Annotated in this window: 17 protein-coding genes; 9 read left to right on the plus strand and 8 right to left on the minus strand. The window is 32.5% G+C overall.

The annotated features are described in order from the left end of the window. Positions 1–56: 56 nt before the first annotated feature. The 3 genes from QBK95_RS14990 to QBK95_RS15000 form a co-directional block, all read right to left on the minus strand. Positions 57–2,570, minus strand: a complete 2,514-nt coding sequence (locus tag QBK95_RS14990; protein WP_280935222.1) for a M14 family metallopeptidase — start codon at positions 2,568–2,570, stop codon at positions 57–59. Positions 2,571–2,677: 107 nt separating this feature from the next. Then, positions 2,678–3,073 carry a PUR family DNA/RNA-binding protein gene (locus QBK95_RS14995; protein ID WP_280935223.1) on the minus strand — a complete coding sequence of 132 codons (396 nt, stop codon included), beginning with the start codon at positions 3,071–3,073 and terminating at the stop codon, positions 2,678–2,680. A 78-nt stretch (positions 3,074–3,151) separates the two neighbouring features. Next, positions 3,152–4,909, minus strand: coding sequence for an ABC transporter ATP-binding protein (locus QBK95_RS15000; protein ID WP_280935224.1), 1,758 nt, complete (start codon positions 4,907–4,909; stop codon positions 3,152–3,154). A 141-nt stretch (positions 4,910–5,050) separates the two neighbouring features. Here QBK95_RS15000 and QBK95_RS15005 point away from each other — a divergent pair, with 141 nt between their 5' ends. The 4 genes from QBK95_RS15005 (at position 5,051) to yajC (ending at position 8,058) form a co-directional block, all read left to right on the plus strand. Then, positions 5,051–6,145, plus strand: a complete 1,095-nt coding sequence (locus QBK95_RS15005) for a Leu/Phe/Val dehydrogenase (RefSeq protein WP_280935226.1) — start codon at positions 5,051–5,053, stop codon at positions 6,143–6,145. Between the two features lie 131 nt (positions 6,146–6,276). Then, positions 6,277–7,221 carry a transcription antitermination factor NusB gene (nusB, locus tag QBK95_RS15010; RefSeq protein ID WP_280935228.1) on the plus strand — a complete coding sequence of 315 codons (945 nt, stop codon included), beginning with the start codon at positions 6,277–6,279 and terminating at the stop codon, positions 7,219–7,221. A gap of 49 nt (positions 7,222–7,270) precedes the next feature. Continuing rightward, a complete protein-coding gene (locus QBK95_RS15015; RefSeq protein WP_280935231.1) occupies positions 7,271–7,750 on the plus strand; it encodes a DUF1573 domain-containing protein in 480 nt (159 codons plus the stop codon). Between the two features lie 5 nt (positions 7,751–7,755). Beyond that, positions 7,756–8,058, plus strand: a complete 303-nt coding sequence (gene yajC, locus QBK95_RS15020) for a preprotein translocase subunit YajC (RefSeq protein ID WP_280935233.1) — start codon at positions 7,756–7,758, stop codon at positions 8,056–8,058. 87 nt (positions 8,059–8,145) lie between these two features. On the opposite strand, the gene QBK95_RS15025 is transcribed toward yajC, so the two are convergent. From QBK95_RS15025 to QBK95_RS15040, 4 genes are all read right to left on the minus strand, one after another. Beyond that, entirely contained in the window at positions 8,146–9,024 is an 879-nt protein-coding gene (locus QBK95_RS15025) for a mechanosensitive ion channel family protein (protein ID WP_280935235.1), read from the minus strand. Positions 9,025–9,153: 129 nt separating this feature from the next. Then, positions 9,154–10,389: a peptidase T gene (pepT, locus tag QBK95_RS15030; protein ID WP_280935237.1), complete on the minus strand. Its 1,236-nt coding sequence runs from the start codon at positions 10,387–10,389 to the stop codon at positions 9,154–9,156. Between the two features lie 385 nt (positions 10,390–10,774). Beyond that, positions 10,775–11,524 (minus strand): HmuY family protein, encoded by a 750-nt coding sequence (locus QBK95_RS15035; RefSeq protein ID WP_280935239.1) that lies wholly within the window; start codon positions 11,522–11,524, stop codon positions 10,775–10,777. 10 nt (positions 11,525–11,534) lie between these two features. Then, a complete protein-coding gene (locus QBK95_RS15040; RefSeq protein ID WP_280935241.1) occupies positions 11,535–13,640 on the minus strand; it encodes a TonB-dependent receptor plug domain-containing protein in 2,106 nt (701 codons plus the stop codon). A 117-nt stretch (positions 13,641–13,757) separates the two neighbouring features. Between QBK95_RS15040 and QBK95_RS15045 the strand changes: the two genes are divergently transcribed. The 5 genes from QBK95_RS15045 to QBK95_RS15065 all read left to right on the plus strand — a co-directional run bounded on the left by QBK95_RS15045 (position 13,758) and on the right by QBK95_RS15065 (position 20,046). Next, positions 13,758–14,669: a DUF6607 family protein gene (locus QBK95_RS15045; RefSeq protein WP_280935243.1), complete on the plus strand. Its 912-nt coding sequence runs from the start codon at positions 13,758–13,760 to the stop codon at positions 14,667–14,669. A 1-nt stretch (position 14,670) separates the two neighbouring features. Next, entirely contained in the window at positions 14,671–16,167 is a 1,497-nt protein-coding gene (locus tag QBK95_RS15050) for an ankyrin repeat domain-containing protein (protein ID WP_280935245.1), read from the plus strand. A gap of 29 nt (positions 16,168–16,196) precedes the next feature. Next, positions 16,197–16,685, plus strand: coding sequence for a DUF2271 domain-containing protein (locus QBK95_RS15055; protein ID WP_280935247.1), 489 nt, complete (start codon positions 16,197–16,199; stop codon positions 16,683–16,685). Between the two features lie 13 nt (positions 16,686–16,698). Then, positions 16,699–18,897, plus strand: a complete 2,199-nt coding sequence (locus tag QBK95_RS15060; RefSeq protein WP_280935249.1) for a PepSY domain-containing protein — start codon at positions 16,699–16,701, stop codon at positions 18,895–18,897. A gap of 120 nt (positions 18,898–19,017) precedes the next feature. Beyond that, positions 19,018–20,046 carry a quinone-dependent dihydroorotate dehydrogenase gene (locus QBK95_RS15065; protein ID WP_280935250.1) on the plus strand — a complete coding sequence of 343 codons (1,029 nt, stop codon included), beginning with the start codon at positions 19,018–19,020 and terminating at the stop codon, positions 20,044–20,046. A gap of 1 nt (position 20,047) precedes the next feature. On the opposite strand, the gene QBK95_RS15070 is transcribed toward QBK95_RS15065, so the two are convergent. Then, positions 20,048–20,959: a spondin domain-containing protein gene (locus QBK95_RS15070; protein ID WP_280935253.1), complete on the minus strand. Its 912-nt coding sequence runs from the start codon at positions 20,957–20,959 to the stop codon at positions 20,048–20,050. Between the last annotated feature and the right edge of the window lie 54 nt (positions 20,960–21,013).

Raw genomic sequence — 21,013 nt, forward strand, 5'->3', positions numbered from 1 at the left:
TTCTTTAATGAATATACCAGACATAGAATAATTTGTACGTATCTGAAACAGACACATTACATTTCGTCACTAAAGAAAATAGCATTCATTAATAACTTATTAGTTCCATACCAAAATGCTCTAAAATTAGTATTGTCAGTAAATAATATCGTATTACCTCTCCCAAAGTTATGATGTCTAAAAGGTACAGAACCAGCAATAGAATCCAAATTCTTTTTGCTAACATAACCGCTTAATAATGGAGTTTTAGTGTACTGAATCGGATTGTTATAACTCTGCTTATCTGGTTTTATAAAAAGAGTGGTATTTCTAAACAAAGGAATCTTATCATTTTTATATCCAAAATTAATCGGATGCGACCTATCTGTTTTTGCTTCAAAAATTGCACCGCCAATTACCTGAGCACCAAAGAAATCTTGTTTTTGTTCAAAAGAAATTCGCTTGGCATTATTTTCTGTCTTAGCAAATTCTATTTTCATTAATTCATTACTTTTAAAGAATCCAGCAGCATTTCTATAGCCGATTAATGTACCTCCATTTCTAATCCAGGTTTTTAATTTGTCTATAGCATTTTTACCTAAGGTTTGATTCCAGCTATTAGGTAAAATAATATGTGTGTATCTCGATAAATCCTTTCTTCCAAAATTATCGGTGGTTAGTTTTGTAATAGGAATATTATATCGCTGATCCATAAGATGCCATATTTCGCCAGCATCGTATGGCGTAATTCCGTTACCAGTAAATAAGGCGATTTTTGGAAGTGATAAAGTTCTGAATTGATTACTTCCCAGATCAATTCCCTTAGTTAATCCTGTGCTTACTCCAACGATATCCACATGATTTTTTGAAGCTATTTTTTGCAAAAAGGAATGTATTTCTTCGGGATTTAGTTTTTGATTTTGAATTGGGATCATAATAGTTCCATAATCATAATCATCACCTTCTACAGAAAAAGGTTTCATACCAACTTTTGCACGTAATCCTTTATCTAAGATTTTATATAAAATTGCAGGTGTATAGTATTCATGCCATTCCATAAGATATGCATAATTACTTTTGTTAATTGCCTTGGGTGTTCTGAAATTTAGATCTTTAATTTCAGAACCCATATCTATAGTGGAAGGTTTTTCTATATAGTCTACATTAAAAGCTAAAGGAAATGTCCAAGCAGAAATATCATAAAATAAACTGTCCTTAAACGAAGTTCTTTTCTCAAACATAGCTTTGATCAAGCGACTTTGTTTTTGATTTTTAGGTACCACATAACTATATCCTTTTTCAAATTTTTTACCATTTGCAGTAATATTATTTTTTAAATTATAAATTTTGATTTGATGTCTTTTTAGTATTTCTGCTAGATGATATGTAGACGAAGCATCTTTCTCATTACCAAAAAGATATGCGCCATTTGAAGTTTCTTTTCTTGCGTTATTATAAAAGCTTTTTTGGTATTGTAACAATTCTTTACGCATAGATTTTGCGGCTTCTAAAGTAGAAAATATTGCGGTAAATTGATTTTTTATGGTGAATGGAAAGGTTAGTGTTCCATTATCAGTTTGTTGTGCGTGTCCACGAGAACTAGCTTGTTCGAATAGAATACCAACGCCTCCGTTTATGTCAGGAAAAGTAGAACCTTTACCATAGTAAAAATCATCAAAGTTCTCTTCTGTATAATATAATGATCCTATTTTATTAAATGCATTGGCATGGTAATTCGCTATTTTTTTAGTGAGTTCCTGATTTAATTTTGGGGTTAATGGATGCGTTCTTGATTGTATTCCTGGCTGAAAGAAAAAAGTACTATTAGAGCCCATTTCATGGTGATCAGTTAGAATGTTTGGATACCACTTATGAAAAGTATTAATTCTAGCTCTTGATTCTGGTAGTTGAACAGGTAACCAATCTCTATTCATATCAAACCAATAATGATTGGTTCTGCCGCCAGGCCATACTTCACTATACTCACGATCCTGAGGATCGGTACTTATATTCTTACTCTTATTAGTATTAGCCCAATAAGAAAAACGTTGAAGGCCATCAGGATTCAATGACGGATCAAATAAAATTACTACATTATTAAGAAGTTCATCAATTTCACTTCCTTGTGCGGCTGCAAGATGATATGCTGCTAATAAGCTTGCATTAGATCCACTTGGTTCATTACCATGAATAGAAAACCCTTGATACACCACTGCTGGCATCGATGTTATATCAATTGCATTGCTATTAGTTTCTGTAAGTTTAATATGCTGTGACCTAATATTCTCTATATTTTGATGGTTTTTTTCTGAAGTAATCGTTAATAAGAGAATTGGGCGATCTTCAAAAGTTTTTCCACGATTCTCTATAGTAATACGAGGTGAAGCTTCTGCTAAAGCCTTCATATATTCTACAAGCTTATCATGAGTAACATGCCATTTCCCAGGAACAAAGCCTAATATGCTTTGCGGTGTTGGTATTTGGGGATTATACGATACCGTTTTTGGTAAGTAGTAATCTAATGATAAGTTGTCTTGAGAAAAAGAGATGAAATGAATTAAAGATATGAGAATAGTAAAGAAATACTTCATGTTTGATAATTTGTGTAGCCGCCGCGTGTTTAATAATTTTCGAAAATAAAAAAAACCGCTTCAGAGATTGAAGCGGTTTGCATAAGTTTAACATAAGTAACTATGTCTTATATATCATCAAAGCTTACATCAGTAAAGCTTTCTGTTGAAGCAGTAACTTCTTTGTTTACTGTAGAAGATTCTTCAGTATTTTGCTCATAAGATTTCTGATAATCTTTTTGATGTCTTTCACTGATTACTTCTTCTCCTTTTTCATTTACAATGAAATCTGTCATTTCACTTAGTATTTCACTAAATCCAACAAAGTCTTCTTTATATAAATAGATTTTGTGTTTTTTGTAATGAAAAGACCCATCATCATTGGTGAATTTTTTACTCTCTGTAATGGTAAGGTAATAATCTCCAGCTTTTGTTGACCTTACATCAAAGAAATATGTTCTTCTTCCTGCCCTTAAAACTTTTGAGAAAATTTCTTCTTTCTCTAACATTTCATTATCACTCATAATCCGTATTTCTTAATTAATTAGTCTGTTACAATGGAATCAAAAATCTAAAAAAATTGTTAATCGTACAACAAAATATCAAATTTCTTTTTCGCTAAGCTGTTTTAAATAGAGTTCTTTATAATACCCATCTATGTCTATTAGTTGATTATGAGTGCCTTGTTGGATGATTTTTCCATCTTCTATTACTATAATTTTATCTGCATTTCTTGCAGTAGAAACTCTATGACTAACGATAAAAGTGGTCTTGTTTTTAGAAATTCTATTCAGATTATTGAGTATTTCTTCTTCTGTTTCGGTATCTACCGCTGATAAACAATCATCAAAAAGAAGAATAGAAGGGTCTTTAATAATAGCCCTGGCAATAGAAACACGTTGTTTTTGTCCTCCAGATAATGTGATTCCTCTTTCTCCTAATACAGTATCATATTTTTTACCAAATCCGATTATGTTAGTATGCACTGCGGCATTTTTAGCTGCTTCCAATACTTCCTCATCAGTAGCATCAATTTTACCAAATTTTATATTATTCTTTATGGAATCACTAAATAAGAATGCATCTTGTGGAACATAACCAATAGATTCTCTAAGATCTTCTAAATTTAATTTTCTGATCGGAGTACCGTCAATTTTAATAGTACCTTCTGATGTGTCATATAATCTACCGATAAGATCTAATATGGTAGATTTTCCAGCTCCAGTTTTTCCGATAATAGCTATCGTTTGTCCAGAATTGATTTCGAAACTTACTTTTTGTAAAGCCGTAATATTAGTGTCATCATAGGTAAAAGAAACATTATCAAAAGCGATATTACCTTTTATTGGAGTTTTATTTGTTACACTATTGGTAATTTCGGGTTCCTGGCTTAAAAACTCATTAATTCGTACCTGAGAGGCTTCTGCTTGTTGTATAATAGATGTTACCCAACCTACTGTTGCAACTGGCCAAGTAAGCATATTAACAAAAATGATAAACTCTACGATTACTCCGAGATCTTGTATAGTGCCGTTAATAAATTGTTTTCCTCCTATATAGATCACCATAATATTACTGATACCTATTAGAAGTACCATTAATGGAAAGAATAGTGCTTGTACTTTTACAAGATCAATGTTTTTTTCTTTACTAGTATTGGATAATTTAGTAAAGTTTTTAACGGTTTGTGGTTCTATACCATAAGCCTTAATAACAGAAATTCCACTAAAGGATTCTTGAGTAAATATGGTAAGCTTTGATAAAAATTCTTGAACAACGGTACTCCTTTTATGGATGGCTACACTGAGTTTATATATTGATATAGATAATATAGGTAGAGGTGCTACAGTATACAAAGTTAATTCTGGAGCTATAGTAATCATGTATCCAATCACTAAAACAAATAATGTAATAGTAGTTACGCTATACATAATGGCAGGGCCTACATACATTCTTACCTTAGATACATCTTCACTAATACGATTCATCAAATCCCCAGTCCGATTCTTTTTATAAAAATTTAGGGATAATATCTGGTAATGCTTGAAAACTTCATTTTTTAAATCGAATTCTATAAATCTTGATACTACAATAAAAGTCTGCCGCATTAAGAAAGTAAAAAAAGCTGCCAATAATGCCGATCCTAAGAGCAGTAATAAATTTAGTAAAACTTTACTTTTTAATTCTTCTAAATCTGTAATTTCACCATCAATATATTGTCTAAAAAGGTCAATCATATCTCCAATATAGGTAGGGACAGCAATAGCAAAAACCCTAGCTATAATTGTAATGACTAAACCTACAATAAGACGGTATTTATATTTTAAAAAGTACTTGTTTAGATGGCGTAATGCACGCATAAAGTGTTGATTTTTAGAAATTCATTTATTAACAAATTCTTAAACTTTAACTACAAAAAATTTGAAATTCGTAAAAATACATTATTTTAGCGCTTCAATTTTGACTATTATATAATTTATAACATTTTAAAATTTCCAAAAATGATAACCGAAGTGCTTACTGCAAATCAATTAAAAAAAGAGGCTCCTGTGTTTGGCCAACTGTCTTTTAACGATCACGAACAAGTTGTTTTTTGTCAGGACAAAGATACAGGATTAAAGGCAATAATTGGAGTGCATAACACAATTTTAGGTCCAGCTTTGGGAGGAACTAGAATGTATGATTACAAGACCGAATGGGATGCATTAAATGATGTGTTGAGGTTATCAAGAGGTATGACTTATAAGGCGGCGATTACTGGATTGAATCTTGGTGGAGGAAAGGCTGTTATTATGGGAGATCCTAAAACGATAAAGACTACCGAACTTATGAAGCGTTTTGGAGAGTTTGTACATACTTTAGGTGGTAAGTATTATACAGCTGAAGATGTAGGGATGGAAACTTCTGATATGGATACCGTAAGAGAAGTTACTCCATACGTAACTGGAATTTCTGAAGCTAAAGGAGGAGCAGGAAACCCATCTCCGGTTACAGCTTATGGTGTATATATGGGTATGAAAGCTTCTGCCAAGTTTGCCTATGGAACGGATAATTTAGAAGGAAAAAAGATTCTGGTACAAGGAATTGGACATGTAGGTGAGGAACTAGTACGTTTGACTGCGGAAGAAGGAGCAAATGTAATTATCACTGATATAAATCAAGAAAGGCTTGAGCAAGTGAGCACTAAATATGGAGTGCAGATTTATACTGGTAAAGATTTATATGCTGAGTCTGCCGATATTTATGCACCTTGTGCACTAGGAGCTACTATTAATAATGAAACTATTGATAAGCTAAAGGTTAAAGTGATTGCTGGAGCAGCGAATAATCAATTAGCTACAGAAGGTATTCACGGACCTTTATTACAAGAAAAAGGAATTGTATACGCTCCAGATTTTTTAATCAATGCTGGAGGTATTATTAATGTATATGCAGAGATCGAGGGATATGGGAGAGATCAGATTATAACTAAGACAGAAAATATCTATAATACTACGTTGGATATTTTAAATAAAGCTAAAGCAACTGGTATGTCTACCAATGCAGCTGCAGTTAGTATTGCAGAAGAAAGAATAGCGGCTAGAAAAAATCAATAAACCAGTTTATTAAAATTTACTTCATAAAAATTAGTTTTTAGCAGAGGTAGATTAAAAATAATAGTATTTTTGCAGGACGAAAGTGAGCTACACTTTCGTCCTTTTTAATTTAAAGTTCTTTGTAATTTTTTATGTTAACCAGAAGACATATTCGAGTTAAAGTAATGCAGTCGCTCTATGCACTAGAGCAGACGCAGAGTGACAACCTAGATAAAGAAGAGAAATTTTTACTGTTTAGTATTGAACAGATGTATGATTTATTCTTAATAAATCTTCAACTTCTGGTAGAAATAAGAAAACATGCAGTAGATTTTCTGGAAAAAAGCCAGAAAAAGTATTTAGCTACTTCCGAAGAAAAAAATCCAAATCAAAAATTTATTAATAACGAAGTTCTTTTGTTATTAGAAAATAATACCGAGCTTAAGGAAGCTATGGAGCATAAAAAGATGAACTGCTGGCATCTTGATGATGAGTATGTGAAAATTTTATGGAAAGACATTAGTGAGAGTGAATTGTATGCAGATTATATGAGTACAAAAATGAGTTCTTTTAAAGAGGATAAAGATTTTGTATCAGATATTTTTAAAGAAATAATTGCTCCTAATGATAAACTATATGAATATATAGAAGATAAAAAACTTACCTGGATTGATGATCTACCACTTGTTAATACAGGAATCATCAAAATGCTTAGAAAAGTAAAAGCTTCTCATGATGAGCATATGTCTTTACCAAAGTTGTATAAAGATGTAGATGATAAGAAATTTGCTAAAGACATTTTTAGGAAAACTGCACTTAATGGAGTAGAGTTTACCAAAGAAATAGAAGGGAAAACACCAAATTGGGATAAAGATCGAATTGCAGAATTGGATAAAACAGTAATTAAAATGGCAATTTGCGAGTTTCAGAAGTTTCCCTCGATCCCTGTTAAAGTAACAATTAACGAATATTTAGAGATTGCTAAGGAATATAGTACCCCAAAGAGTAGTATATTTATCAACGGTATTCTAGATAAGATATCTAAAGAGTATCAGGAGAATGGCAAATTAAATAAAGTAGGTCGTGGACTTTTGTAGTTCAAAAAAAATAGTATTTTTAACCCTCAATTAATTAAAAACCCAAGTAATGAAAAAAGGAATCTTAATTTTAGCTGGTGTTTTTGCTATGACGTTTATGTCTTGCAAGGATAATGCAGCAGAAAAAGTTAAAGAAGAAAAGGTAGCAGAAGCTGCTGATCGTGATGCAAAAAACAAGGATTTTCCAGTAATGACTTTTGATCAAACAGAGCATGATTTTGGAACAATCAATGAAGGAGATGTAGTAGAGCATACTTTTACATTTACGAATACTGGTAAAGAACCTCTTGTAATTGTAAACGCTAAGGGAAGCTGTGGATGTACAGTTCCTGAGTGGACAAAAGAACCTGTTGCTCCTGGAGCTTCTGGATCAATGTTAGTTAAGTTTAACTCTAACGGTAAGCCAAACGCTCAGAACAAACAAGTTACTATTACTGCTAATACTGAAGCAGGAAAAGAAATTCTTAAGATTAAGGCTATGGTAACTCCAAAAGCTAAACCAGTAAGCGGAACTCCAGTAAGCGAGTAATTTTTATGGAAGGATTTGGAGGACAATTACCTTTTATACTTTTAATTTTTGTTGTGATGTATTTCTTTATGATACGTCCACAAATGCAAAAAGCAAAAAAGGAGAAGAAATTCGCTGCAGAGCTTAAAAAAGGAGATCGCGTTGTAACAAAAAGTGGTCTTCACGGAAAAGTTTTTGATTTCAGTGAAAAAAATAATGCTGTGGTTATCGAAACAGGAGCTGGTAAATTAACATTTGATAAATCTGCTATTTCATTAGAAATGAGTCAGAAACTAAATGCACCGCCTGCAACTGACAAAAAGAAATAACAAACAAGCTCATAAATTAAAAAGCGTCGTATTAATTTAATACGACGCTTTTTTTTGTATAATAATCTTGAGTTATAGTGAGATTAATTATGATTTCATTGTTACGATTCTTTGCGGTAATGGTGCAGCATAATCCGCCTGACCTAATGCTTCCACAATTTTTTGTCTAGTATCCCAATATACATCCCAGTAATCATCACAAGTAGAATAGGGAAGTGCTAATAATTCTACACCATTTGCTCCTAAGTTGTTTACAGCAACCCTTGGTGCAGGATCTTTCATTACATGTGAATCATTTTTCATAACATCCATTACAATTTGTTTTGCTTTTTCAATGTCAGTACCATATTGAATACCAAAAGGCATATCCACTCTTAGATTCCCAATTGTAGTTAAGTTGGTTATTGTTCCCGCAGTAATTGCCCCATTAGGTATAATTTCTGTTTTATTCTGGAAAGTCTCTAAAATAGTAACAAATACAGAAATCTCTTTTACGAACCCCAGTTTTCCTCCCGTTTCTATAAGATCACCAACTTTAAAAGGCCTAAAAACTAGTAACATTACACCAGCAGCCATATGCCCTAAAGATCCATTAAATGCACCGCCAATAGCTAATCCTACTGCAGCTAATAAAGCCGCAAAAGTGGCTGTGGGAATCCCTACAATACCTGCTATCGAAATGAATAATAGTACCTTTAGTAAGAAATTGACTAAGGTGACAAGAAATGGTTTTAACGTAGTATCTACTTTACTTTTATCAAAAGTTTTTTTGATCGCTTTCATAATCATTTTTACGATCCATAATCCAATAATGAGTGCAAAAATTCCTCCCACTATTTTAAGTCCATATTGACCTACTCCTTCTTGTATAGAATTAAAAAAACCTCCTAACGAACTCATTATGGTTCCACCTGTTTCTGTAGTTGCTGATACAGCAGTATCTACAACCTTGTCTGTAGTTTGCATGATTTATGTTTTAAATGATTAAATGGTTATTACATAAATCTACTCAGATAACTTGTAGAAGGCATTATTTTCTATAATACAAAACGGAGTAAAATCGTTAAAAGTTATGATTCATCGACGAATCGTTGATTACTTTTTTGCGGTCAATTCTGCAATTTTTACAATAACCTCTACTGCTTTGATCATACTTTCTACAGGCACATATTCGTATCTACCGTGAAAATTATGACCTCCAGCAAAAATATTGGGGCAAGGTAATCCCATATAACTTAATTGTGATCCATCAGTGCCACCACGTATTGGTTTTATTAGAGGTGTAATACCAAGATCCTTCATAGCTTCTTCTGCTATATCCACAATGTGCATTACAGGTTCTACTTTTTCACGCATATTATAGTATTGATCATTGATATCTACTGCAACTGTATCTGCTCCATATTGTGTGTTGAGTTCATGTGCAAGTTTTGTCATGATCTCTTTTCGAGCTTCAAAATGCTTTTTGTCATGATCTCTAATAATATATTGTAACTTGGTTTGTTCTACGTCTCCTTCAATATTATGTAAATGGAAAAAACCTTCTCGATCACTAGTGTGTTCTGGAGTTTCTAATCTAGGTAAAGAATTGATGAAGTCTTGAGCAATATACATGCTATTGATCATTTTTCCTTTAGCATATCCTGGATGTACTATTTTACCTTTTACAGTAACTACAGCTCCTGCTGCATTAAAATTTTCATATTCTAGTTCCCCAATCTGACTGCCGTCCATAGTGTATGCCCAAGCTGCTCCAAATTTTGCAACATCAAATTTATGAGCACCACGACCAATTTCTTCATCAGGAGTGAAACCGACGCGTATTTTTCCGTGTTTAATTTCGGGATGTTGGATGAGATATTCCATGGCGGTAATAATCTCTGCGATCCCAGCTTTATCATCTGCTCCCAGAAGTGTCGTTCCATCTGTAGTAATTAGTGTTTGGCCCTTATATTGTTTTAGATCATCAAAATAATCAGGCGATAAAATAATATTTTCTTCCTTGTTAAGAATGATATCTTTTCCGTCATACGTTTCAATAATTTGAGGTTTAACATTTGCTCCCGTAAAATCAGGTGTAGTGTCAAAATGCGAAATGAAACCAATTGTAGGTACTTCCTGTGTTACATTAGAAGGAAGCGTAGCCATGATGTAGGCGTTCTCATCAATAGTAACTTCTTCTAAACCTATTGATTTTAATTCCTCTACCAATTTGTTAGCTAGGTCCCATTGTTTTGTAGAACTTGGTGTTGTGTCACTATTAGGATCACTTTCTGTGTCAATGGTTACATAACTTACGAATCTGTCTATAATGTGTTTTTTAGGAATCATAACAATGAAGTGTTTTTTTGATTTCCAAAAATACAGTTTTATTGCAAAAAGTAATTTTTTAATCTTCTTTTATTCGTGTTCTTTAGTAATGTATGTGCTAGATAAATAAATGGATTATCACATTAAGCTTTATTTGCATTTAGGATAAAAATAAAAGAGTAGAATAATTGGTTTTTGAGTATAAGAGGCTGCCCGAAAAGTATATAAATAGTTCTCAAAATGAGCTTGTTTAGGTTTGTCTTTCTAATTTTTGAACAGCTTTTTGAGTAAGTTCAAACGGACAATTTCCGTGATTTGTGACTTTTCTGACAGCCTCTGAAACACTTGCAAAAGAATTACAAATTAGTAAAAGGGCTAATCGATTTTAATACTTAATCTATAGTTTTTAGAATACGGTTACATTGTTATTTGGTTGGTAGATATAGTCAAAAGTAAAATGCCTACTTTCGTCAGTAAATGCATCAGGATTTGCAGGAGCATCTTTATAATAACTAAGAATTTCCAGCTTTGCATATTTTCCCTCACTGGTTCTTATTACCAATATTTTTCCTGCTAAAGGTGTAATTAAGAAATTAGGAGATCCAGAATAATTATACCATCCATTATCGCTTCCAGAAGGAATAGCAAGGGTAGAAGCAGCGTCTTGTATAAAGCTATTTGTTTCAATAGATGTAATACTACTCATAGTTCCTGTAGCGATATACGCTGCTGCGTTGGCTGTTCTGCTTGGTTCATCTGTAGTTCCTTGAGAAACTCCTCCGTTAATAATAATTGTGGTTCCTCTAAAGGCAATATCCCAATCATTGTCATTTGTAGTAATCTGACCTGTTTCAAAATCAAACTTGGTAAATAATCCTGATATTGGTTGCCCTTGCCCACCTTCTTGAGGAGCGTGTAAATTAGTGACTGTATTAGAAATAAGGTCTGCTAATGTTTGCGTATCATCATTATCATCAGAATTTGAAACAAATCCCTCTGGTGCTGTGCACGCAAGTTGTGATTCAGTAGCATTCCCTAAACCATCTCCGTCTGCATCTCTAAAAAAAGAACTTTGTACGCAAGAATCATCATCACTACTACAAGAAAAAAATCCAATAGCAAGTATTACAAAAGTTAAAAATCTAAGTGTTCTCATCATTATGTATTTAAAATTTAATATTTAGTTTTCCATATAATATTCGACCAGCAATGTTGCTTATGTTTGTTGGGTCGGTAAAATCAAAAAGATTGTCAACCCCCATTCCTAGTGTATAGTTTTTGTAAAAAGTTTTATGTACAGCAAAGTCCCAAATCGTATGATCTCCTACAAATTGATCATAAGAATCTATATATCCGTTAATGGTTCCGTTGGTATCGGATAATCCAAATTTGCTTCTATATGTTGCTCTTATATTAGTGTGTATGTTCCAATTAGGTATTTTGTAAAACAATTTAATATTAGCCATATGTCTGGAACGATTAGGTAAACCAAAATAGTCCTCTTTATCTAGCTCAATAGTTGTGGTTCCTGGTCCATTGGTATTTGGTATTCGGGCAAAAGCCTCCCCATTTTGGAATATTCTTTCTGCTTCTTTGTCTTTTGCGTATAATAATTGATAACCTGCTGATATTTTAAAGTTTTGGATAGGTTCCCAACTTGTGTTAAACTCTAATCCTTGTGTGTAAACTTCATCTACATTTGAGTAACTGAACACATTTTGTCCGTTTGATTTTCTTGCAATTACTCTGGTATCGATTAGATTGCTAATGTCGTTTTGAAAGAAATTTATATGTAGTATTAGCTTTGTAAGTGGCTCAAAATCGATCCCGAAATTATAGCTTATAGAACTTTCTGGTTTTAGTGCACCGTTAAATTGTGCTATAATAGAGGGAAGGTTATTAACCGATTCTGCTGTTAACAGCCCTTGATCGGCTAAGTTCTGTAGTTGGGTTGGAACCGCATTATACCCAAGAACAGTATATCCTACAGTAGCGTTAGTGAAATCAAAATATAATTGCCTAAAATCGGGAGCTTTAAATCCATAACCTACAGAACTTTTTACAGATAGTTTGTCTGTAATTTCATATCTAAGAGCAATCTTAGGACTAAACTGTGATTTGTATTCATTATGATCATCATAACGAAAACCTAAAATAATGTTTAACTTTTCTATAGGGTGAACATCATATTGTGCGAAAATGTATGGAGCGTTGAATTCAGGTTTTTCGAAAAAATCTGTTCTGTCCAAGGTTTCATTTGTTAGACCAACACCTCCTACAATTGAGTGTTTTTTGTTAGGAGTATAAGAAGTTCGGATTTCAGGGCGCAAAAAACGTTGATCAAAATCACTGTCAGAGAATCTTACACCTGATGTATCATCCAAAAATTCTTCTGCCTTATATTGAGTGGTATAGAATTCAATATAAGTAGCCCATTTTGTACTAAATGTATGATTGAATTTTAAGTGTGTATTCCATTCCGTTATAGTACTTTCTCCTAGTAGGTTATTTGGCGCAACATTGTCTTGTTTCTGAGTGTAATAACGCCCTGATAATAGAAATTGAGTATGCTCACTAATGTCATATGATAATTTAGAAGTAATAGTGTAGTTGCTAAAAGGTTCTACTGTATTGAGCTCATCAGTATCAATCAAGTCATAACCATTACTACTGTATCTGTTAAAGAAAGCATTGATGCCAAGCTTATTTTTTTTAAAATTAAGAGCTGTACTTACATCCTGAGAATTGAAACTACCAGTACGGTGACTAAGATTTCCTTTAAACCCTTCTTTAGGATTTTCGGTAATTATATTTATAACACCTCCTAAAGCTTCACTACCATATAGACTAGAAGAAGCACCCTTAACTATTTCTAACTGTGTAACGTTGCTTGTAGTAATACGACTTAGGTCAAAGGTTCCTGCAGATCTTCCAATAAGAGGAACACCATCAATTAATATCAAGGTATACTGACTATCTAACCCTTGAAGTTGAATTCCTTCACCACCACCAAAGTCCGAAACAGTGATAAGACCTGTTTGTTCATTAAGAATATCGGTTAAACGAACCGAATTTGCCGCTTGGATTTCTTTTTTAGATACAATTTGCGCAGCTAAAGGGAGAGAAGATAATTGCCTTTGGGTACGAGTTGCACTAATAAATACAGCGTCTAAATTCTCTGTTTTTATAGTGTCATTTTCTTTGGTTGTAACATTTTCCTGACTATAAATGTTGAAACAGAAGAATGATATCAAAATAATGATTTTATACATTTATTTAGATTAATTAAAAATAATGATTAATTTTGGCAAATATATAATCTTATTTTAATTCAGTCTAAATAAGATTAGTTAATTTTTATATTGTAACTTTTTTAATAATCATTCAAAATGAAAATCAGTCAGTTCGTGTCTATTGTATCACTACTTATATTCAATGTAGTAGCAGGACAAATAGGTAAAAAAGAAAATGATCTTGCGGCAATAAAATCTATGTGCGGTTGCTATGAAGTCACTTTTAATTTTGCAGAAACATTTAATTATACCAATGACTCTTTGTATCAGCCGTCTAAAACAAAAACGGATAAAGGGTTAGAGTGGGCACAATTAGTAGTTGATAAGCAAAACAAAATATCAATCCAACATATACTTCAGGTTGGTAACCCTGCTAAACCACATATTGTTAAACATTGGCGACAAGATTGGGTGTTCGAAAATCAAGATTTTTATATGTACAATGGAGATAACAATTGGAAGTATGTTAAAAAAACTAAAAAAGAAGTAGAAGGCCAATGGTCTCAAAAAGTATATCAGGTGGATGATAGTCCACGTTATGAAGGTTCTGCCAGTTGGGTACATGTTGATGGAAAGAGTTTTTGGGAAAATAATACAACAGCACCTTTACCACGTCGTGAGTATACAATCAGAAGTGATTATAATGTGACTATTCGAGGAAATCGCCATGAAATTACTGAGACAGGTTGGATTCATGACCAAGATAATGATAAAGTCATAAGGGAAATAGGTAAGGAAGATTTGATCATTGCTAAGGAAAAAGGGTATAATGTTTATAAGCGTGTAGACAATAGTCGTTGTGAAACGGCTGCTAATTGGTGGAAAGAACATAGTGATAAGTGGGCTTTAGTAAGAAGTAAATGGACGGAAGTATTTGCCAGAAATAAAGATTTGTCTCTTGAGCAAAAAGTTGATAACAAAGCATTGTATAAACACCTTTTTACGGATGATTATAAGGCAGAGAACGATATCGATACTATAATAGAATCTTTTGTAAAAAAACCATAGCATGAAGAGAGTTCACAGAATACTCGTAATTGGATTAGTTCTGATATATATAAATGTATCAGCGCAGAACAACGTTTTTTTAGAAAGAGATTATTGGAAATCAAATCCTAGTATACAGCAGATAGATAAGGACATAGTAGGTGGTAATGACCCTACAGAACTCAATAGATTTGCTTTTGATGCAGTTGCATTCGCACTTTTAGAAAAAGTAGATAATCAAACGATTAAATATCTTTTAACTAAAAAAGGAAATGGTGTAAATAAGAAAACTCATGATGGACGAACATACATTTTTTGGGCAGCTTATAGGGATAATTTAGAGATGATGCAATACCTTTTTGACAAAGGAGCAAAGACAGATGTTATAGATAGTCATGGATATTCACTACTAAACTTTATAGCTGTTACTGGCCAACAGAATATACAATTATATAATTTTTGTATTAGTAATGGGGCAAATCTGCTCACAGAGATAAATAATGATGGTGCCAATGCATTATTGCTCGTTGCTCCGTTTTTGAAAAATGATAAACTGATTGAGTTTTTTGTTAGTAAAGGAGTCGATTTACATAGTCAAGATAATTATGGTAATGGTATTTTTAATTATGCTGCAAAAAAAGGAAATATAAATGTGTTAAATCTACTCATTAAAAAAGGTGTAACATATAAAAACCTAAATAGAGAAGGAGGAAACGCATTTATATCTGCAAGTCAAAGTACTCGTAATAGCGTCAATAAGATAGAAGTATATAATTACCTAGAAGGCTTAGGAATTCAACCAAATGTTGTAACAAATAGAGGAATAAATGCTTTGCATGCGATAGCTTTTAAAAATGAAGAACTAGATATATTCAATTATTTTATTGAGAGAGGTGTGGATGTCAATCAGCCAGATAATAAAGGTGATACCCCTTTTATGAATGCAGTCTCCAGAAATAAAAAGGAAAGTATTAATTATCTTATCAAGTTCGTAAAGAATATTAATGATTCGAATAAAAATGGTGTAACACCACTTATGAGAGCAGTTCAAAGAAATAGCTTAGATGTTGTTAAGCTATTATTGGAGCATGACGCAAACCCATTAGTAAAAGATTCAACCGAAAATACACTTGCATATTATGTGTTGAAATCTTATCAAAAAGATAAACTAAAAGAGTTTGATCAGAAAATAACATTACTTCAAGAAAAAGGAATTGATTTTACAAAACCGCAAGGTCACGGTCATACTTTGTGGCATCTGGCGGTAAAAGAAAATGATATGGAGCTATTGCAAAGGATTGCTAAATTGAATATTCCTATAAATAGTAAAAACAATGAAGGAAATACAGCATTGCATCTTGCCGCTATGAAAGCTAATAGTGCAGAGATATTAAAATTTCTTTTAAAACAGGGAGCGGATAAAAACATACAGACAAGTTTTGAGGAAACGGTTTTTGATTTGGCAACAGAAAATGAATTATTACAAAAACAAAATGTCAAGTTACGCTTCTTACAATAAGATAGATTATTAAAAATATTATAAAACACATGAAAACATTTTTTAAATTATTTCCATTAGCAGTAGTAACTACTTTTCTATTGTTTTCTTTTACTAAAGAAGCAGATACCACCAATCTTAAATGTATGATTCAAATGGTGAATTACACTGGAGAAGGCGCTTATGTAGTGATTTCTCTGATGAAACCAGAAGGTGGATATGACCAAACTTTATATGTTCAAGGAACGGATAGCGAATGGTATAGCGATATTACAGAGTGGTGGAATTTTTATGGAAAAAGACGAACTGATATTGATGCAATTTCTGGAGCAACTATAAGTGGAGGAGAAAGAACGGTAAACATTATTAAAATCCCCAAAGATAAAATTGATACTGGATATAAAATCCGTTTTGAGACCGCAGTTGAAGATCAGGAATATTACAAAGACGATGTCGAGTTTGAGTTGACCACCGAAACTATAACATCCAAAATAGAAGGAAAAGGTTTTATTAGGTATATACGAATGCTTCCGCAATAATCTTTAGTGTAAAATGACAATTTCATTATGGAGATATAGTCACTTAATCCTGGCGATTTCTTCTGCTATTTTTTTATGCTTGGCTTCAATTACAGGAGTTATTCTTGCTTTTGAGCCAATAGCTAATGCTACAAAGCCTTATGCTATTGATGATATTGAAAATATAACGATAGCAGAGACTATTGATGTATTACAAAAAGAATATAAAGATATAATTGCAATTAATGTAGAGGAAAGCAATTTCGTTGTTGCTACGGTTGTAACACACTTAGGAAAAAGCAAAAGGATATATGTTGATCCTAGAACTGGTGAAGAATTAGGAGAACCCAGAAATAAGTCTAATGTTTTTGAGTTTGCTACCAACCTTCATCGATCCTTATTCTTAAAAAGTTTAGGACGTTTTTTTGTTGGTTTAATTTCCTTTTTATTGGTTATTATAGTTATTACTGGGATCCTTCTGATTCTTAAAAGGCAAGGTGGTATTTCGAGGTTTTTTTCAAAGATAAATAAGGAATATTCAAACCAGTATTATCATATTGTTTTAGGAAGGTGGTTTTTAATACCCATACTCATTATTGCGGTAACTGGAGTGTACTTGTCTTTAGAAAAGTTTTCTTTATTGCCAAAACATTCTTTTTCTAATCAAGCAAATTTTGACAAGAGTCAAACGAGTAGTGTCATAGCTATTGTAGATTTCCCAGTTTTTAAGAACACTTCTCTTAAAGAAGTTAAAAATATAGATTTTCCATTTTCTGAGGACGTAGAAGATTATTTTACCGTAGCTCTAATAAATAAGGAGCTTTTGGTTCATCAATTTAGTGGTGTTGTTCTTAGTGAACAGCAATATCCTTTTGTGAAAATAGTATCCTATTATAGTCTCTTGTTGCATACAGGAAGAGGTAATGTATTATGGTCGATTATTTTGTTAATCAGTTGTGGATCCATGCTGTTTTTTATGTATTCAGGATTTTATATGACTGTTAAGCGTCAAAGCGAAAGTAAACTTGTTTACAATAACGAAAATAAGGATTCATGTGAGTATGTTATTTTAGTAGGATCAGAAAATGGTTCCACATTTACTTTTGCAAATCTGTTAAAAAATGTAATCTCAGCGGTAAATAAAACCGTATTTATTTCAGAACTAAATTCATATACTACGTTTCAACAAGCAAAACAGATTATTGTTATCACTGCTACTTATGGCGAAGGTGAGGCTCCCACAAATGCAAAGAAGTTTATGCATTTGTTTAAGAAAATTCAACCTATCAATGAACTTCAGTTTTCGGTAGTTGGTTTGGGATCGAGGGCATATCCTGATTTTTGTAAATATGCAGAAGATATTGAAGAAATACTCGAGTCGCATTCTAAATTTACTTCTATTTTACCGTTACAAAAAATAAATAATAAAGCTATCGATGAGTTTCAAGAATGGATGAAGAAATGGGGTAACGCTATTGGGTTGCCTATAACAACAGAAACTCTTGAAGAAACAGAGAAGTTGGATTATGAAGATTTTACAGTTGTTGATAGGACAGCTGTAAATTCGGATAATACATTTTTACTGCGTTTACAACCTTTAAAATCTTCAATGAAATTTTGCTCTGGAGATTTATTGGCTATTCGTCCTAATGAAAATACAGTAGATAGATTGTATTCGATAGGAAAAGTAGATGGAACAATTTTATTAAGCATAAAAAGGCATGAAATGGGTGTTTGTTCTTCATATTTAGAACAGTTACATCAAGGAGATGTAATAAACGCTAGAATTAAACGAAATGAAGCATTTTATTTTCCGAGCTCAGCAAATACAGTAGTTTTGATAGCAAATGGAACAGGTGTTGCTCCTTTTTTGGGCATGATAGAAAACAAAAGTAAACACAGCAACGCTCATTTGTTTTGGGGAGTAAGAACTAAAAAATCACTCGCTATTTATGATGGTTTTATAAAATCTGATATTGTTAAGAGCCAATTTTCTGATGGTTATATCGCATACTCTCAAGAAAACGATTGTGTTTATATTCAAAATATAGTTGCGAATAAAGCTAATTTTATAGCAGAGACTCTTCAAAAAGATGGAGTAATTATGATATGTGGTTCTACTAACATGCAAAAAGCAGTACTTTCTGTACTAGAAAATATAACAGAAGATAAACTAAAAACACCACTGCAAATATTCCACAATAACGAACAGATCAGAATGGATTGCTATTAAACATAACAAAGAATGATCATTAGATAGTTGCTAACATCAGGAAGAGTTATTATAAATATCAAATATTTGTATGGTAAAATTATTGTATCACGTATTTTTGCCATCCAAAAGAATCTTCCAATGTATAAATCATTAATTCGTCCAATTTTATTTAAATACGATCCTGAAGAGGTGCATCATTTTACTTTTAAAATGATCAGAACGTTGTCAAAAATCCCGCTGGTTTCAGGAATTTTTAGAAGCATTTATCAAGTAGAAAATGCTAATTTGGAGAGAGAAGTTTTTGGATTAAAATTTAAAAACCCAGTAGGTTTAGCAGCAGGATTTGATAAAGATGCTAAATTATTTAATGAGTTATCTAATTTTGGATTTGGCTTTGTAGAAATCGGGACGCTTACACCAAAACCGCAAGATGGGAACCCCAAAAAGAGGCTATTCCGATTAAAGGATGATAGTGCAATTATTAATAGAATGGGGTTTAATAATGGTGGAGTAGAAGATGCAGTAAAACGACTGAAGAAAAACAAAGGAGTTTTAATAGGCGGTAATATTGGTAAAAATAAAGTAACACCTAATGAAACTGCAGTAGAAGATTACAAGATATGTTTTGATGCGCTTTTTGATTATGTGGATTATTTTGTAGTGAATGTTAGCTCACCCAATACTCCTAATTTAAGAGCATTACAAGATAAAGAACCGTTGACAGCGTTATTAAATACGTTGCAAACAAAAAATAAGGAAAAGGAAATTTCTAAGCCGATCCTGCTTAAAATAGCTCCAGATCTTACAAACGAACAACTTCTGGATATTATTGATATAGTAAAGGAAACTAACATAGCAGGAGTCATTGCTGCCAATACAACAATTTCAAGAAAAGGATTAAAATCAAATATAACATTGACTAATGAAAAAGGTGGATTGAGTGGTAAACCTTTAACCAACCGATCTACGGAGGTCATTAGATTTTTATCAGAAAAAAGTAACAAAGCATTCCCGATTATTGGGGTAGGTGGTATTCATACAGCTTCTGATGCAATAGAAAAAATAGAAGCAGGCGCAAGTTTGGTACAGCTTTATACAGGTTTTATCTACGAAGGACCAAAACTGATTAAGGATATTAATAAAGAAGTAATCAAAAGAGGTTTATAAGCTACCTCAAGATTATTTTTTGAGTTTTTGTGTTTCCAAGATTTGTGTGTAGTCGAACTAAATAAATACCAGAATTTAGGTTGGTAAGGTTCAGATTTATATTAGAATTACTTTGCTTAAAATCATATTTTCTAACTTGTTTTCCTAAAACATTATAGATCTCTATTTCTTTGATTATAGATGATTTAGCTGTTGAAATAGTAATGTTTCCATTACTAGGATTAGGAGAAACAGTGATCTTATCATTTTCAGTATCAAAATCCTGAACATTAAGCACTTTTTGAGTAAAAACAATGGTTCCTATTTTTGCAGAATTAAATGGCGAATTTGAAGGAGAAAGCATAGAAATAGCTTCATGTGGATTAGTAGAGGAGTTGTCAAGGCTGTATCCAGTTCCTTCTTCGGTCCCTGCATCATATGGAAACAAATCCATAGTGATTTGTGGAATCCATTGACCTCCACCATCAATCAAGGATACGCTGTTTACAGCTATCATCCAATCTGGACTAGGAGCAATCATGGATGCAAGGCTGATTAAAGGGTAGTTTGAACTTATAGTAAGGTCACTAATGGTAATCGTTTTATTGGAAGGTGTAGGGAATAAATTAGAACCTTCTATGAATTGATCTGAATTACTTGCTGCAATTGCTATATTCACTTCATCTCTGAAGTCACTAAAAAGTCCTAATTCAGCAACATCTTCAATTCCTGGAGTAGCAAAACCACCTAATTCTAAGAATGTGACCATATTATTATGAGCTGCTCCAACGAGTTCAGTAAAATGAGCACTGCCAGGTAAGGCTCCATGAGCATCCCAATTGCTTGTAAATACAATATCATATACCGCTGTTGTTTGACTAAATGTTGTGAATGAGAATAACAGTAACGTAGTTTTTAGAATAAGCTTTTTCATTTGTGTGGTTATTAAGTGTATTGATTGGTGTTATATAATTAAAACAGTTAACAT

This window comes from Aquimarina mycalae, assembly GCF_029906345.1.
Lineage (GTDB): Bacteria > Bacteroidota > Bacteroidia > Flavobacteriales > Flavobacteriaceae > Aquimarina.

What these genes read in the sequence shown, in the direction of transcription:
- QBK95_RS15000 (WP_280935224.1), bottom strand. Translation starts at nt 4,909, where the DNA reads ATGCGTGCATTACGCCATCTAAACAAGTACTTTTTAAAATATAAATAC.
- QBK95_RS15050 (WP_280935245.1), top strand. Translation starts at nt 14,671, where the DNA reads ATGAAGAGAGTTCACAGAATACTCGTAATTGGATTAGTTCTGATATAT.
- QBK95_RS14995 (WP_280935223.1), bottom strand. Translation starts at nt 3,073, where the DNA reads ATGAGTGATAATGAAATGTTAGAGAAAGAAGAAATTTTCTCAAAAGTT.
- QBK95_RS15065 (WP_280935250.1), top strand. Translation starts at nt 19,018, where the DNA reads ATGTATAAATCATTAATTCGTCCAATTTTATTTAAATACGATCCTGAA.
- QBK95_RS15040 (WP_280935241.1), bottom strand. Translation starts at nt 13,640, where the DNA reads ATGTATAAAATCATTATTTTGATATCATTCTTCTGTTTCAACATTTAT.
- QBK95_RS15015 (WP_280935231.1), top strand. Translation starts at nt 7,271, where the DNA reads ATGAAAAAAGGAATCTTAATTTTAGCTGGTGTTTTTGCTATGACGTTT.
- QBK95_RS15070 (WP_280935253.1), bottom strand. Translation starts at nt 20,959, where the DNA reads ATGAAAAAGCTTATTCTAAAAACTACGTTACTGTTATTCTCATTCACA.
- QBK95_RS15005 (WP_280935226.1), top strand. Translation starts at nt 5,051, where the DNA reads ATGATAACCGAAGTGCTTACTGCAAATCAATTAAAAAAAGAGGCTCCT.
- yajC (WP_280935233.1), top strand. Translation starts at nt 7,756, where the DNA reads ATGGAAGGATTTGGAGGACAATTACCTTTTATACTTTTAATTTTTGTT.
- QBK95_RS15035 (WP_280935239.1), bottom strand. Translation starts at nt 11,524, where the DNA reads ATGAGAACACTTAGATTTTTAACTTTTGTAATACTTGCTATTGGATTT.
- nusB (WP_280935228.1), top strand. Translation starts at nt 6,277, where the DNA reads ATGTTAACCAGAAGACATATTCGAGTTAAAGTAATGCAGTCGCTCTAT.
- QBK95_RS15025 (WP_280935235.1), bottom strand. Translation starts at nt 9,024, where the DNA reads ATGCAAACTACAGACAAGGTTGTAGATACTGCTGTATCAGCAACTACA.
- QBK95_RS15045 (WP_280935243.1), top strand. Translation starts at nt 13,758, where the DNA reads ATGAAAATCAGTCAGTTCGTGTCTATTGTATCACTACTTATATTCAAT.
- QBK95_RS15055 (WP_280935247.1), top strand. Translation starts at nt 16,197, where the DNA reads ATGAAAACATTTTTTAAATTATTTCCATTAGCAGTAGTAACTACTTTT.
- QBK95_RS14990 (WP_280935222.1), bottom strand. Translation starts at nt 2,570, where the DNA reads ATGAAGTATTTCTTTACTATTCTCATATCTTTAATTCATTTCATCTCT.
- pepT (WP_280935237.1), bottom strand. Translation starts at nt 10,389, where the DNA reads ATGATTCCTAAAAAACACATTATAGACAGATTCGTAAGTTATGTAACC.
- QBK95_RS15060 (WP_280935249.1), top strand. Translation starts at nt 16,699, where the DNA reads ATGACAATTTCATTATGGAGATATAGTCACTTAATCCTGGCGATTTCT.